Origin of the sequence: Paenibacillus sp. 102, from assembly GCF_039549175.1 — a bacterium.
GTDB lineage: Bacteria > Bacillota > Bacilli > Bacillales > Bacillaceae_G > Bacillus_A.
This window is the reverse complement of sequence record NZ_JBCGHT010000002.1, coordinates 266,986-281,201: the sequence shown is the minus strand read 5'-3', so window position 1 is coordinate 281,201 and position 14,216 is coordinate 266,986. Positions and strand designations below refer to the sequence as shown.

16 protein-coding genes and 1 pseudogene are annotated in these 14,216 nt (G+C 35.6%); 15 read left to right on the top strand and 2 right to left on the bottom strand.

Features of this window, described 5'->3' with window-relative positions; genetic code table 11:
* Positions 1-15 precede the first annotated feature (15 nt).
* The 8 genes from AAIE21_RS07375 (at position 16) to AAIE21_RS07340 (ending at position 6,899) form a co-directional block, all read left to right on the top strand.
* Entirely contained in the window at positions 16-510 is a 495-nt protein-coding gene (locus AAIE21_RS07375) for a LysM peptidoglycan-binding domain-containing protein (protein ID WP_343266165.1), read from the top strand.
* A 138-nt stretch (positions 511-648) separates the two neighbouring features.
* A complete protein-coding gene (locus AAIE21_RS07370) occupies positions 649-1,425 on the top strand; it encodes a metallophosphoesterase (RefSeq protein ID WP_343266164.1) in 777 nt (258 codons plus the stop codon).
* Between the two features lie 29 nt (positions 1,426-1,454).
* Positions 1,455-2,354, top strand: coding sequence for a MerR family transcriptional regulator (locus AAIE21_RS07365; protein ID WP_343266163.1), 900 nt, complete (start codon positions 1,455-1,457; stop codon positions 2,352-2,354).
* Positions 2,355-2,431: 77 nt separating this feature from the next.
* The gene (locus AAIE21_RS07360) at positions 2,432-3,034 is read left to right on the top strand and encodes a genetic competence negative regulator (protein ID WP_343266162.1); all 603 of its coding nucleotides are present in this window, start codon (positions 2,432-2,434) and stop codon (positions 3,032-3,034) included.
* Between the two features lie 259 nt (positions 3,035-3,293).
* Entirely contained in the window at positions 3,294-4,577 is a 1,284-nt protein-coding gene (gene gudB, locus AAIE21_RS07355; protein WP_343266161.1) for an NAD-specific glutamate dehydrogenase, read from the top strand.
* A 194-nt stretch (positions 4,578-4,771) separates the two neighbouring features.
* Positions 4,772-5,008, top strand: a complete 237-nt coding sequence (locus tag AAIE21_RS07350) for a DUF3961 domain-containing protein (RefSeq protein WP_343266472.1) — start codon at positions 4,772-4,774, stop codon at positions 5,006-5,008.
* 264 nt (positions 5,009-5,272) lie between these two features.
* Positions 5,273-5,803, top strand: a complete 531-nt coding sequence (locus tag AAIE21_RS07345) for a peptidoglycan recognition protein family protein (protein ID WP_343266160.1) — start codon at positions 5,273-5,275, stop codon at positions 5,801-5,803.
* A gap of 112 nt (positions 5,804-5,915) precedes the next feature.
* A complete protein-coding gene (locus AAIE21_RS07340) occupies positions 5,916-6,899 on the top strand; it encodes a YpdA family putative bacillithiol disulfide reductase (protein WP_343266159.1) in 984 nt (327 codons plus the stop codon).
* Positions 6,900-6,925: 26 nt separating this feature from the next.
* Here the strand turns inward: AAIE21_RS07340 and AAIE21_RS07335 are convergent, their stop codons facing one another.
* A complete protein-coding gene (locus AAIE21_RS07335) occupies positions 6,926-7,900 on the bottom strand; it encodes an asparaginase (protein WP_343266158.1) in 975 nt (324 codons plus the stop codon).
* 198 nt (positions 7,901-8,098) lie between these two features.
* On the opposite strand from AAIE21_RS07335, the gene AAIE21_RS07330 reads away from it, so the two are divergent.
* The 4 genes from AAIE21_RS07330 (at position 8,099) to fni (ending at position 11,623) form a co-directional block, all read left to right on the top strand.
* The gene (locus tag AAIE21_RS07330) at positions 8,099-8,272 is read left to right on the top strand and encodes a DUF5359 family protein (protein ID WP_343266157.1); all 174 of its coding nucleotides are present in this window, start codon (positions 8,099-8,101) and stop codon (positions 8,270-8,272) included.
* Positions 8,273-8,404: 132 nt separating this feature from the next.
* Entirely contained in the window at positions 8,405-9,082 is a 678-nt protein-coding gene (gene cmk / locus AAIE21_RS07325) for a (d)CMP kinase (RefSeq protein ID WP_343266156.1), read from the top strand.
* Positions 9,083-9,412: 330 nt separating this feature from the next.
* A complete protein-coding gene (gene rpsA / locus AAIE21_RS07320; RefSeq protein WP_343266155.1) occupies positions 9,413-10,561 on the top strand; it encodes a 30S ribosomal protein S1 in 1,149 nt (382 codons plus the stop codon).
* 12 nt (positions 10,562-10,573) lie between these two features.
* Positions 10,574-11,623, top strand: coding sequence for a type 2 isopentenyl-diphosphate Delta-isomerase (gene fni / locus AAIE21_RS07315; RefSeq protein WP_343266154.1), 1,050 nt, complete (start codon positions 10,574-10,576; stop codon positions 11,621-11,623).
* A 550-nt stretch (positions 11,624-12,173) separates the two neighbouring features.
* On the opposite strand, the gene AAIE21_RS07310 is transcribed toward fni, so the two are convergent.
* Positions 12,174-12,308, bottom strand: a complete 135-nt coding sequence (locus AAIE21_RS07310; RefSeq protein ID WP_003206535.1) for a YpzI family protein — start codon at positions 12,306-12,308, stop codon at positions 12,174-12,176.
* Positions 12,309-12,427: 119 nt separating this feature from the next.
* Between AAIE21_RS07310 and AAIE21_RS07305 the strand changes: the two are divergent.
* The 3 genes and pseudogenes from AAIE21_RS07305 (at position 12,428) to AAIE21_RS07295 (ending at position 14,106) form a co-directional block, all read left to right on the top strand.
* Positions 12,428-13,038 (top strand): annotated as a pseudogene (locus AAIE21_RS07305) (YphA family membrane protein).
* A complete protein-coding gene (locus AAIE21_RS07300; RefSeq protein ID WP_343266153.1) occupies positions 13,031-13,924 on the top strand; it encodes a YIEGIA family protein in 894 nt (297 codons plus the stop codon). The pseudogene AAIE21_RS07305 and the gene AAIE21_RS07300 overlap by 8 nt, the downstream one beginning before the upstream one ends.
* Complete coding sequence (locus AAIE21_RS07295) at positions 13,921-14,106, top strand: capping complex subunit for YIEGIA (RefSeq protein ID WP_343266152.1); 186 nt, start codon at positions 13,921-13,923, stop codon at positions 14,104-14,106. Before AAIE21_RS07300 ends, AAIE21_RS07295 begins: the two co-directional genes overlap by 4 nt.
* Positions 14,107-14,216: the final 110 nt, after the last annotated feature.

Below are 14,216 nucleotides of genomic sequence, written 5' to 3'. Positions count from 1 at the left end.
GTGGTGGTGAACAGCATGAGAAAACAAATTCCCGATTTTGAAGAAGAGCTGGAAGAAGAGCTAGAAGAAGAGCAAACAGAAGAAGGTTTACCGCCGCGAAGTGAGATTCATAGAAATAAAGAGAAGAAAAAATCTAAATTTAAGATTAACCACTTTTTTGTTCGGGTGTTAACATTTTTATTTATTTTGTTACCGCTTAGTATTTTATGGTATACGGATAAGTATATCGAAGTGAAAAGTGCAAACAAGAATGATACCTCTGAAAAAAATGCGTTTGAAGTGATTTTTTTCGATTCAAATAAACATGGTGAAGGAGAAAAGAAGCAGCTAGAAAAATTTGAAACGCACATTGTAAAAGAGGGAGAGACATTCGAAAGCATTGGGAAACAGTATTTTCCGAATGAAGATGGGGCTACAATTATTAAAAACTATAACAATTTACAAGACGATCAGTTAGAAGTAGGAAAAGAAATAAAAATTCCTGTTAAAGAAAAAGTGGAGAAGGAATAGGGCAGTAAAATAATTGTTGTATGAGGGAACTGAAAAAGGTGAATGAAACCTTTGATATTAGATGAGGTCTTATTCACCTTTTTGACGATATAGTTTGATAGGATTATATTTTGCTCGGAGGGAAGGTGAGAAAAGTATATGTTATGGATTGTAATAGGTAGCGTATTTGTATGTATTGGCTTTATTTGTCTGTTTATGATGTATAGAGAAGCAATGCGTAATACATTGCTAGAACATACTTTATCATTTGTAAATTTCCCAGAAAGCCTTGGAAAGGTTCGGATATTTTTTATTTCAGATATCCATAGGAGAGTTATTTCACCTTCTTTAATTGAAAAGGTAAAAGGAAACGTTGATTTTGTTATTATTGGTGGTGATTTAGCGGAAAAGGGTGTATCGTTACCACAAATTACTGCTAATATTCAAACGTTAAGTAAAATTGGTCCTATATATTTTGTATGGGGAAATAACGATTATGAAATTGACTATCATGAATTAGATGCGTTATTACTAGAACATGGTGTGAAAATTCTCGATAATACAAGGGTGCTGTTTGAATCAGAGTGTGGCGACAAGCTTTGTTTATTAGGTGTGGATGATGTTGGATTAGAACGAGATCGTTTAGATTTAGCGCTAGCGGATTGTCAAGAAGAAGGTTTTCGTATCCTGATTAGTCACAACCCTGATATTGTAAGCAAAATGTCAGGACACGAACAAATTTCCCTCGTATTAAGTGGCCATACTCATGGGGGGCAAATTCGCTTATTTCATTCTAAGCGTTATCTAAAAGGCGGTGTATATGAGTATCCGTGTACAACATTATTTGTGAGTAACGGGTATGGAACGACATTGATACCACTACGTTTTCGAGCGCCATCTCAAACGCACTTAATTACTTTGCAAGGAGAAATGTAAGAGATATTCGGTTTAAAGGTGGGAAAAACATGCCAACTTTAAAAGGGAAATATAATATAAAAGCAGTTTCAAATATGCTTGGAATTCAGCCGAGTACACTGCGGGCTTGGGAGAGACGATATCATATTATTGCTCCAAAGCGCAATGATGCTGGGCATCGCCTATATACAGAAGAGCATGTGAGAATTTTAAAATGGTTAATGAATAAAGTAAATGAAGGCTTTACAATTGGTCAAGCAGTCCAGTTATTAGAGAGCAATCGATTGCAAAATCACAATTCAGTTGAGATGACGTATAGTAAAGAAGTATTTTTAGTGGACGATATCCTTCGTTATTTGTTAAAATTTGATGAAATACATGCTCGTGAATTATTAAACGAGGCATTTGTTATTTATACAATGGAAAAAGTAATCACTCATATATTTATCCTGATTGCTGATAAATTAGCGACTATGCGGAAAAATGATGAGATAACAGCTGTACAAGAGCGGTATGTAGAGTCATTTTTATGTTCACGCATTGGAATGATTTATCATAATACGCATACTAATTTGGTTTTGCCAAAAGCTTTGGCGATATGTGCACCAGGAGAATTGAGTGCATTACATCTTTTTCTTTTTACGATATATTTACGTTTGAAAGGCTATCAAGCAACATATTTTGGGACAGGCCTAGAGGAAGATGAGATTCATACAGCTATCAAGCAATTCACACCTAAATATGTGTTTATATCATGTTCAAAAGAACGATATTTGAAAAGTACACTGAATTTGATTAAGAAGTTGCAAAGTCAGAATCCAAAGATCTGCACTGGGTTTGTTGGGCTTGCAAGCCAGTTTGTTTCAGATGAAGACAAGATTGAACTTCAAAATATATTCATCGGAGATACAAAAAAAGAATGGGATGAATGGTTAAAAGTGTCGGAATAGTTGTTCGAAAAGAACCATCTATTTTCTATTTCATATAATAAAAATTAGATACAACGGTTACGTAGGGAGGTTACAAGATGAGGTTGGAACGATTGAATTATAATAAAATTAAAATTTTCCTAACATTTGACGATTTATCTGAGCGAGGGTTGACGAAGGAGGATTTATGGAAAAATGCTCCAAAAGTGCAACAGTTATTTCGTGATATGATGCAAGAAGCAAATAAAGAACTTGGGTTTGAAGCAGATGGTCCAATTGCAGTTGAAGTTTTTTCTTTACAGGCACAAGGAATGGTTGTGATTGTTACAAAAGAAAATCATGAAACGGATACAGAAGATGAGTTTCGTGATGAGTTTATTGAAATGCAAGTAACTCTAGATGAGAGTGAACATATATTGTATGAATTTGCAACGCTTGAAGATGTGATTACTTTGGCAAGTCGTTTGTATAATCTCGGTGTAACCGGAGGGAAACTTTACACATGGGATGAACGTTTTTATCTTTGGATGGAAGAAGAACCAGCGTTATTAAAGGCAGATATTATTGCGATTTTAGCGGAATACGGTAATTCTTCTACAGTAACAATTTATCGTATTATGGAATATGGAAAAGAATTAATGGATGCTCAAGCAATTCAGCAAATATACAAGTATTTTATCTTAAAACAAAACCTCAGCTAATGTAAATAGCTTGAGGTTTTGTTAGTGTTTTGCGGCATTAGAGAGATTAAAATACATTATAGTATAAAAAACATTTAAATATTTAAGTATTTTACTTTTCTAAAAGTGATAAAAGGACTATAATGATAGTGAAAACGCTTGCAACGAAAAATAGTTTGTATATATTTGTTAGCGTTTTCTATTGCATTCCAAATTTAACGGTGTATACTAGGCAATGAAGGTTTACTAAACAAGTGAAATTACAGGGGGTTTACTTACTATGGTAGCCGAAAAGGGAGCTCAAACACAAACACAACAAAGGGAACAACACTTTGAATTATTAAATTCAACACAAATTGTTATTAGTGAAGCCCTAGAAAAATTGGGTTATCCAAACGAGGTATATGAATTACTTAAAGAACCAATTCGTATGATGACAGTGAAAATTCCAGTTCGTATGGATGACGGGACTGTTAAAATATTTACAGGATATCGCGCGCAGCACAATGATGCTGTTGGTCCAACGAAAGGTGGAATTCGCTTCCATCCAAACGTAACAGAAAATGAAGTGAAAGCACTTTCTATTTGGATGAGTTTAAAATGTGGTATTGTTGATTTACCATATGGCGGAGGTAAAGGTGGTATCATTTGTGATCCGCGAGAAATGTCTTTCCGTGAATTAGAAAGATTAAGTCGTGGATATGTACGAGCAATTAGCCAGATTGTTGGTCCAACAAAAGATATTCCTGCTCCAGATGTATTTACAAACTCACAAATTATGGCATGGATGATGGATGAATATAGCCGCATCGATGAATTCAATTCACCAGGATTTATTACAGGTAAACCGCTTGTATTAGGTGGATCTCATGGTCGTGAAACAGCGACTGCAAAAGGTGTAACAATCTGTATTCGAGAAGCTGCGAAAAAACGCGGTATCGACATTAAAGGCGCTCGCGTTGTTGTTCAAGGGTTTGGGAACGCTGGTAGCTTCTTAGCTAAATTTATGCACGATGCTGGTGCGAAAGTAATTGCGATTTCGGATGCTTATGGTGCACTGCATGATCCAAATGGATTGGATATCGACTACTTACTTGATCGTCGTGACAGTTTCGGAACAGTAACGAAATTGTTTAACAATACAATTTCAAACAAAGAGCTATTAGAACTTGATTGTGATATTTTAGTTCCAGCTGCAATCGAGAACCAAATTACAGAAGAGAATGCTGCGGATATTAAAGCGAAAATTGTTGTAGAAGCAGCAAATGGTCCAACTACATTAGAAGCAACTAAAATTTTAACAGAACGCGGTATTTTACTTGTTCCTGACGTATTAGCAAGTGCTGGTGGTGTTACTGTATCTTACTTCGAATGGGTACAAAATAACCAAGGTTACTATTGGACAGAAGAAGAAGTAGAACAACGCTTAGAAAAAGTAATGGTAAAATCATTCGATTCCATTTATGAAACATCACAAGTTCGTAAAGTGAATATGCGTTTAGCAGCCTATATGGTTGGTGTACGTAAAATGGCAGAAGCTAGCCGCTTTAGAGGTTGGGTATAATCGAACGAAAAGTTTAGAGAGAACGTGGTTTCCTTTCGAGGGGGATCACGTTTTTTTATTGAAATATATAATAAGGGTTATAATATTATTTTTAGAATGAATGTTCGATTATAAAAAGAACGCTTGTTCTGTTCGAACGTTTGTGCTATACTCTCCTTAGATAAACAAAACGGAAACAAAATAAGGAGAGATTAATAATGAAAATGACAGCAAACCAAAGATTTATGATGCCAACAGATGTTATGGAACGGGTAGAAGTTTTACGAAAAGAACATGTGAAACGTTCATCTTTGTTACAATCCGTGAATAAATTTTTCGGCTTAGATACAAAAGAAGACTGTGTTTGGTTTTATGGGTTTTATGGAACGGCTGTAAGTATTTTATTATTTATGGTATTTACTTCAAATATTTTTGATTTTCTATTTGTGTAAGAAATGCGGTGTATAACTATTTTGATTTGTTAACATATAAGTTGTTGCTACGAAAAACAATAGGTGACCTGCACTCTTTTTCTTTCTTTGCTTTAACTTAGCATGGGGCAAAAGGGGGTCTGACCGATTTTGTGCATGGCTGGATGCTCTCTCACACTTAAAAAGAAAGGTTTTGTATCGGTTTTTAAATTTGTATTTATATAGACAGTAAAATTGAATATATATAAGGAAGAGAGTTGATTTTTTAGAGCGGAGTTGATAGATATGGTGATGTTCCCTATAGAGCGGAATTATATTGGGTACGGAAGCTCAAGGCCAGGAATCCGCCTTTCAAAGGTAAGATTTATTGTAAGTCATGACACTGGGAATCCTGGTAGCAATGCGATAGGAAATCGTGATTACTTTAACGAAGTACAACCGAAAGCATCGGCGCATACTTTTGTAGATGATACAACTATTTTAGAAATTATCCCAATTGAAGAGGTAGCATATCATGTAAGATATGGCGTACCAACAGATAACGATTTGTTTGGTTATGATGCGAATAAAGCGGCAATTGGTGTTGAAATGTGCTATGGAGGTAATGTTAATTTTTGGGATTCTTACACGCGGTTTACATGGTATCATGCTTATTTATGTCACACATTCAATTTAAATCCTAAAACGGATATTGTATCTCATAAAACACTTGATCCTAGGAGAAAGATTGATCCAGAAAATGTATTTGGTCAACAAGGAATAAGATTTAGACAGTTTTTAGCGGACGTCTATCGAATGTACGTATCGTTTAGATGACAAATATATGAAAAATGAATACAATAAAGATAGGTGCCTACTGCTGAAAGTAGGTTTTTTCTTGTTTTGTAATAAATAGAGATTGAAGCATAAGACTAGGAGTGAACCGAGTATGCAAAAAGAAACAGCTATAATAATCGGGGGCGGACCATGTGGGTTAGCAGCGGCGATTTCACTGCAGCAAGAGGGAATCAATCCACTCGTAATTGAAAAAGGAAATATTGTGAACGCGATTTATCATTATCCAACTCATCAAACATTTTTTTCCTCTAGTGAAAAGCTTGAGATTGGTGATGTTGCGTTTATTACAGAAAATCGTAAACCAGTGCGTAATCAAGCACTTTCGTACTATCGCGAAGTGGTAAAACGTAAAGGTGTGCGTGTCAATGCATTTGAACGTGTAGAACAAGTGCGAAAGGACGGGAACTTCTTTAGAGTAAATACGACGAAGCGTGATGGGAACAAGGAGACATATACTGCAAAATATATTGTAGTGGCAACGGGATATTATGATAACCCCAACTATATGAACGTTCCTGGAGAAAATTTAGACAAAGTATCCCATTACTTTAAAGAGGCACATCCATATTTTGACCGTGATGTAGTTGTAATAGGAGGGAAAAATTCAAGTGTAGATGCGGCGTTAGAACTTGTAAAAGCTGGAGCGCGTGTAACGGTGTTGTATCGCGGGGGAGAATATTCACAGAGTATTAAGCCGTGGATTTTACCTGAATTTGAAGCATTAGTACGTAATGGTACAATTCAAATGCAGTTCCATGCTCATGTGAAAGAGATTACCGAACACACACTTACGTATACAAGTAACGGAGAGTCATTTACAATTCAAAATGACTTTGTATTTGCGATGACGGGATACCACCCAGATCATAGTTTTCTAACAAAAATGGGAGTAGAAATTGATAAAGAAACAGGGCGCCCACTATTTACAGAAGAAACAATGGAAACGAATGTTGAGAATATCTTTATTGCGGGTGTTATTGCAGCTGGTAATAATGCGAATGAAATTTTTATTGAGAATGGAAGATTTCATGGTGGAGTAATTACACAAACAGTTGTATCAAGAGAACAAAAATAAGCTGTCGAATTTCGACAGCTTATTTTTTAATCCTGCATAAACATTTGTTGGATTTTGTCTTGCGAGTGAGCACATTCTAAAGCGACAAGTAGTTTAATACGGGCTTTTTGGGCGTTCAAACCGTATGTGAAGACAATTCCCATATCTTTTAATTGCTTTCCTCCACCCTCATAGGAATATACGTCTTGGACAATTCCGTTAAAGCAGCGGGAAACGAGAACAATTGGAATACCTTTATTTATTAAGCGTTGTAAACTAGGGAGTGTTCTTGGTGGTAAATTCCCTTGACCAAGTGCTTCGATTACAATTCCGTCTACTGGTAAGGTTTCAATTGCTGCTAGCATTGTATCATCCATGCCAGCGTAAGCTTTTAACACAACAACGTTTTTAGAAATTTGTCCGACCACATATGTTTCATGATGTACAAGAGCGTGATGGAAGACAACACCGCGTTTTGTCACCATACCAATTGGTCCGTATTGAGGACTTTGGAAGGTTGCGACATTACTTGTATGCGTTTTTGTTACATTTGTTGCGCAATGAATTTCATCATTTAATACGACAAGAACACCTTTTCCAAGTGCTTCGTTGCTATTTGCAACCTTTACAGCAGATAAAAAGTTATATAAACCGTCAGCACCTAATTCGTTGCTAGAGCGCATTGCCCCTGTTACAACAATTGGAATGTTCGCTTGTACAGTTAAATCTAAAAAGTATGCAGTCTCTTCTAATGTATCTGTACCATGTGTAATGACAACACCGTGGATGCCTTCGTTTTTTACTCTTTCGTCAATAATGACTTGTAATTGTAACATCTCACTAGGAGTCATATGAGGTGATGGAAGATGAAAGACATCTTCAACGATTAAATCAATATCATCCTCTAAATCAGGAATGAATTTTAAAAGAGGATTTTGTTCCCCTGGTTGTACAACCCCAGTTTCTTTATCTTCTTCCATTGAGATTGTTCCACCTGTGTGTAAAACTAGGATTTTTTTCAATGATTATACCCCTTTCCATTCGAAAAAATACATTTAGAACATAACATGTTTTTACTAGATTCGACAATGAAAATGTATAAAAGTTTGTATTAGAAATGAAAATAAAGTTAGCTACTTTATACTTGGAAAGAATTGAAGTAATAGTTTTCTATCATAAGTTGTTGGAATGAGTGAGGAAAAATGAAAAGAGGATATTTTTTGAAAAAGATTGAGGGTGTTTTAATTCGTGTATTATTGGTTCAATTTATTTGTCTTTGCATTATTCAATTGCTTTTTATGCAAGAATCCACAGTGAAATATTTATCAAAAATCGTATATTATGAAGGAGTTACAAGTGAAAATAAAACGGATATTTTGCAAGTGAATAAGTAGTTTTCATTTCCTTCTAGTAAGGATTATGCTACAATAATTGAGGATTTAATCGACAGGAAACAAGCACAGAGAAGCAGGGGATTTGTACCTGCTTTTCATTTTGTTTTATAAGTGAAAAAATGAGGTGTTACAATGGAAAAACGAATTTCAATTGCGATAGATGGTCCCGCAGCTGCTGGGAAAAGCACAGTTGCAAAGATTGTTGCGAAAGAACTTTCCTATGTTTATATTGACACAGGTGCAATGTATCGTACTCTTACATACGCTGCTCTGGAGCAAAGCGTAGATATTGAAAATGAAGAAAGCTTAATGGCAGTTTTAAAAAATGTAAATATTGAGTTTCAACAAGGTGAAAATACACAATTAGTTTTCTTAAATGGCCAGGATGTATCTGAAGCGATTCGTACACCGAATGTAACAAATCGCGTATCAATTGTTGCCAAGCACCGTCTTGTTCGTGAAGAGATGGTACGTCGCCAACAAGCTCTAGCAGAAAAGGGCGGAGTGGTAATGGACGGTCGTGATATTGGTACGCATGTGTTACCTAATGCGGAAGTGAAAATTTTCATGCTTGCTTCTGTTCAAGAGAGAGCTGAGCGTAGACATCTTGAAAACACGAAGAAAGGTTTTTCTTCTAGTTTAGAGCAATTGAAAAAAGAGATTGCTGAGCGTGATAAGCTGGATTCAGAGCGTGAAGTTTCTCCGCTGAAAAAAGCGGATGATGCATTGGAGTTAGACACAACTTCTTTATCAATCGAAGAGGTCGTTCGAAAAATTATGGATATTGTTTCAGAAGCATTTGCAAAGTAAAGAAAGGGGAACCCCCTTTCTTTTTTATTAGCATTGAGGGAAACAGTAGGACACTTTCCTTGACAAATAAGTCAATTTGTAAGAAGTTAGTAAAAGAAGAGGAACTGTCAGAATATATTCGCTATTATATTTTAAAACATACTTTATTCAAGGAGATTTTGCTGTATACTATTTATATAGGTTTCTATATCTTCTATGAAGTGTAGGAAAAACAATAGGTTAGAAGTGAGTATGTGCTAAAACATTCTTATAACATGCAAATGAAAACATTTGTTTTCATTTCGTATATACATAAAAAAAGCTTTGTCAATTCTGTAGGGAGGTATTTCCATGGTAGAGAAAATGAATGAAGAAGTTGTGGATTCAAAAGCATTACAAGTGGGTGACGTTGTTACGGGTTCTGTAACAAAGGTTGAAGAAAAACAAGTTCTTGTAAATGTTGGATACAAAACAGATGGCGTTATTCCGATTAGTGAATTAGCTAACGTTCATATTGAAAAAGCGAGCGATGTTGTAGAATTAGACCAAACTCTTGAATTAAAAGTTATTAAATTAGAAGATGATGATCTTGTATTATCGAAACGTGCTGTTGATGCAGAAAAAGCATGGATAGAGCTGCAAGAAAAATTCACTTCAGGTAAAGTGTTTGATGTTACTGTAAAAGATATTGTGAATGGTGGTTTAGTTGTGGATCTTGGTGTCCGCGGATTTATTCCAGCTTCACTTGTAGAAATGCACTATGTAGAAGATTTTACTGACTATAGAGGAAAAACACTAGCGGTGAAAATTGTTGAATTAGATCGTGAAAAAAATCGTGTTATTCTTTCACATAAAGCAGTTGTAGAACAAGAATTAGAATCGAAGAAAAAAGAAGCCATCTCTTCTTTAAAAGAAGGAGATGTTGTGGAAGGTACAGTTCAACGATTAACTGACTTCGGTGCTTTTGTGAATGTGGGTGGTGTAGATGGTTTAGTACACATTTCACAAATTTCTCATGATCGCGTTGAACAGCCTTCTGATGTGTTAACACAAGGACAAAGTGTAAAAGTCAAAGTGTTATCGGTTGATGCTGATACGCAGCGTATTTCTTTATCGATTAAAGCTGCAGAGCCTGGGCCTTGGGAAAATGTTGCTGCTGAAGTTAAAGCAGGTGATGTTCGAGAAGGTATAGTAAAGCGTATTGTTACATTCGGTGCTTTCGTTGAAATTTTACCAGGTGTAGAAGGACTTGTGCACGTATCACAAATTGCAAATCGCCACGTGAAAAATCCAAATGAAGTATTAGAAATGGGACAAGAAGTGAAAGTGAAAGTACTTGAAGTACATGCAGCAGAAAAACGTATTTCTTTAAGTATAAAAGAAGCTGTTGAAGAAAATAATGAAATAGAAGATTACAGCCAATATGAGCCGACTTCTGAGTCTGCAACTTTCCAATTTAGTGATATTATTGGTGAACAACTGAAAAAATTAAAGAAATAAAGAGGGGTACAAGTGGTAAGGGCAAAACGAAAATTAGAACATATTGAATATGCTCTTTCCACCGGACAGTCTCGTATACATGGCTTTCATGACATTGCTTTTGTCCATCAAAGCTTGCCAAATTCAAGTTATGAAAGTATTACATTTGAAACGGAAATCGGCGAACTTTCATTAAGTTCGCCGATTTTTATCAATGCGATGACCGGCGGTGGTGGAGATCACACATTACATATTAATGAACAGTTAGCACATGTGGCAAGGCATCATAACCTTGCGATGGCGGTCGGTTCCCAAATGGCTGCATTAAAGGATGAAACAGAAGCATCCTCTTATCGAATTGTTCGAAAGGTAAACCCAAATGGAATCGTTTTTGCAAATTTGGGTAGTGAAGTGAGTGTTGAACAGGCAAAACGAGCGATTGATATGATTGAAGCAAATGCTTTGCAAATTCATTTGAATGTCATTCAAGAACTAACGATGCCAGAAGGTGACCGGGATTTTACAGGCGTATTAGAGCGGATTGAAAAGATTGTTCTTGGCGCGGAAGTTCCTGTTATCGTAAAAGAAGTAGGATTTGGTATGAGTAAAGAATCTGTACAACAGTTAGCTAATGTTGGCGTTTCAGCTGTAGATATTGGTGGTTATGGTGGTACAAACTTTGCTGCAGTTGAAAATGAACGAAGACAGCGAATGCTTTCCTATTTTAACGATTGGGGCATTCAGACGGCAGCCTCTATAATAGAAGCATCCTCTACAAACAATACCCCCTCTCTCATTGCATCTGGTGGTATACAAACGGCACTTGATGTAGCAAAAGCGATTGCTCTAGGAGCGCAGGCGACTGCTTTTGCCGGATATTTTTTACGTATATTGATGAATGATGGTACCCAGAAATTAATAGATGAGATAGAACTTTTACATACGGATTTACAATTCATTATGACAGCTCTTGGAGCCAGTACGCTTTCTGAGCTTCAGCAAGTGCCGCTTATTGTGAAAGGTGATACGTACCATTGGCTATCACAGCGCGGGATTGATACTAAAAATTACAGTATGAGATAGGATTTAATAGGAGACGTAAAGAAAAAATCAACCATTTGGTTGGTTTTTTCTTTTATATATGCGGAGGGTGCATTTACAAAAATTATTTTACACTAGCATTAGCCTATGTGTATTGTATAGAAAATGATTTGGGATAAAATGAAACTGTAATCAGTAGGGATTTACTGCCTGTTAATGCAAGATAAAATATTATTTCGAAGACAATTAGAGAGGGGAATACATATTTACTATATAATATAATATATAGTAAATAATGATATCATGTATTGTACTAAAATGGTATAAGGTTCGGAAGTGTTAATTTAGCATAGATATAGAATCTAATTGTTAATAATGCTGTATATCAAGATTTAATGTCGTATATAAAATTATGTAATGAAAGAAAGGATTTCAAATCAATAGAATTAGATGTTAAAATAGATGATTTAAAAAAATTAAATGTTAAGTAATAAAAAGATGGCTTTAGTATTATACCAAAACCATCTTTTTTTGCGTTCATTGAGAATGTAATCTTACACTGGATTTTTGTAAAGTAAGAACTATTTTACTTTTAATGCTGATTTTGCTTACGTGCTTGCTCCGGTGTATCAAGCCCTGTTGCACCAGGATATTGCAATGATTGATCACGATCTGATTCAACACGGCGTGATTGTTTCAATTTTTTTTCTTGACGGTCTTTTCCCATTGTTATCTACACCCCCTCAATAGAAAGTGTTGCTGTTATAAGAAAAAACTATGCAAAAAGAAGAAAAGGATTAGTTTTCATAAAAAGTTCCCATAATGGAAATGATAGGAGGGGAAAATATGGATGGAAGCTATTTTTATTTTTTATCATGGATGGGCTGGATTGTTACAACATTTTTTTTGAAAAAAGATGAAATGCGATGGAAAATGAGCGCTGTTATATTAATGTTTATTATTTGTTCACAGATAACTGTCTCCATTGCTTCTTTCGCTGTATCAATAAATGCTCTTATACTCGGCATTATTTCATTTTTGGGGATTGCTTTATATTCTATATGGAAAAAAATATACGCCTTATTGTCGGCACTTATCATTGCTATGCTATATACAAGTTTTCATTTATTAGAGGTGTATGATCCGATTTGGATTGTTATTGAGCGAACTTGGATGTTAAGCGGTACTCTTGTGTATGCATCAATTTTATTACATCGAGATCGTTTATTGCGTCTATGTTCTTTATATGCCGGAGCGTTACAAGGAGAAATATTGGTAACATTTATTTTTCGCAGGCTTCATTTTCCGTACGAATTTGGTAGTTTGACATTTTTTGATATCATAGCTGTTTCTACATTACTTGTTATGATGATGTCTTACATCGTAAAAGTATCGGCGTATAGAGGGCAATTTAGAAAAAAACATGTAAAAGAAAGGCAAGGATAATACATGACTGAATATACACCAGCCATTTTATGTGGCGTCATTGCTGGAACAGTAACGCGAATTTTGATGCTTCGTACAGATACGAGGCAGTATCCGACACGTTTACATGGAAAAATCATTCACATTGCTATGGGGCTAATCGCAGCAGCTTTAGGAGCAATTGCTATTCCGTCTATTTTGAAAAAGGACTTTTCAGCAATTACTTTCCTAACATTAGCAGCGTCTCAATTTCGAGATGTTCGTAATATGGAAAGGAATACACTGCAACAATTAGATGGGTATGAGCTTGTACCACGTGGAAACACATATATTGAGGGGATAGCCCTTGTGTTTGAAAGTCGCAATTATTTAGCGATGCTGACATCATTTGTGACAACATTTACATATATAGGGTTTCATTCGTGGATTGCTGGTGTAGTGGCTGGCATAACGGGTTTTTTTATTGCAAAAATATTGATGTCTGGTAAAAGGTTACGTGATCTTGTAGACATTGAGCATGTTCCTATCCGGTTTGAAGGAGCAGGACTATATATTGATAACATTTATATTATGAATATTGGATTACCAGCAAGGCAAGAAGAAATTATGAAATATGGAATGGGATTTATTTTAAAGCCTAAATCTATTGACGCAAGGGTAACAATTTCTAATCTTGGACAACGACAAGCAATATTGCATGATGTTTCTGTTGCCTTAGGCATATTTAGAGATTCTGGAACTCCGGCGTTAGTTCCATTAGCTAAGCGTGATTTAGAAGATGGAAGAGTAGGAGTGTTTGTACTCCCGCAAGACCAAGATATAAAAAAAGCGATTGCTGTAATAGGAAATGTACCAACATTAGAAAGTGCAGTTCATATGTCATCAGAGGCTCCGAAAGGAAGGGAAGATCTGCGATGATGTTAGAAAGTTATATTCTTGCTGTAATTACAACGACGCCGGAAAAGTTTGCTGGGGGAGCACCTTTATTTATTTGTGAAACGAAAGAAGAAATGGAATTTGTAGCAAATAATTTAGAAGCGATTCTAGATGGCATTGCCCACCGCTTACAAGAGAATGTATATATTATTGTGAAACATTAGTAACGTGTGATATAATATGAGGTGTTTTGATATGATGAGAAATATTCTGGAATGCAAATCCCTTCTTGCACAAAGAAGGGTTTTTTACATAATAAACAGAAGCAAGTTGA

Bases quoted from the DNA above. Each gene is read 5' to 3' on its own strand.
- AAIE21_RS07345 (WP_343266160.1), top strand. From the start codon at position 5,273: ATGGTGATGTTCCCTATAGAGCGGAATTATATTGGGTACGGAAGCTCA.
- AAIE21_RS07310 (WP_003206535.1), bottom strand. From the start codon at position 12,308: ATGGGAAAAGACCGTCAAGAAAAAAAATTGAAACAATCACGCCGTGTT.
- rpsA (WP_343266155.1), top strand. From the start codon at position 9,413: ATGGTAGAGAAAATGAATGAAGAAGTTGTGGATTCAAAAGCATTACAA.
- AAIE21_RS07300 (WP_343266153.1), top strand. From the start codon at position 13,031: ATGACTGAATATACACCAGCCATTTTATGTGGCGTCATTGCTGGAACA.
- AAIE21_RS07340 (WP_343266159.1), top strand. From the start codon at position 5,916: ATGCAAAAAGAAACAGCTATAATAATCGGGGGCGGACCATGTGGGTTA.
- AAIE21_RS07295 (WP_343266152.1), top strand. From the start codon at position 13,921: ATGATGTTAGAAAGTTATATTCTTGCTGTAATTACAACGACGCCGGAA.
- gudB (WP_343266161.1), top strand. From the start codon at position 3,294: ATGGTAGCCGAAAAGGGAGCTCAAACACAAACACAACAAAGGGAACAA.
- AAIE21_RS07370 (WP_343266164.1), top strand. From the start codon at position 649: ATGTTATGGATTGTAATAGGTAGCGTATTTGTATGTATTGGCTTTATT.
- AAIE21_RS07365 (WP_343266163.1), top strand. From the start codon at position 1,455: ATGCCAACTTTAAAAGGGAAATATAATATAAAAGCAGTTTCAAATATG.
- AAIE21_RS07375 (WP_343266165.1), top strand. From the start codon at position 16: ATGAGAAAACAAATTCCCGATTTTGAAGAAGAGCTGGAAGAAGAGCTA.
- AAIE21_RS07360 (WP_343266162.1), top strand. From the start codon at position 2,432: ATGAGGTTGGAACGATTGAATTATAATAAAATTAAAATTTTCCTAACA.
- cmk (WP_343266156.1), top strand. From the start codon at position 8,405: ATGGAAAAACGAATTTCAATTGCGATAGATGGTCCCGCAGCTGCTGGG.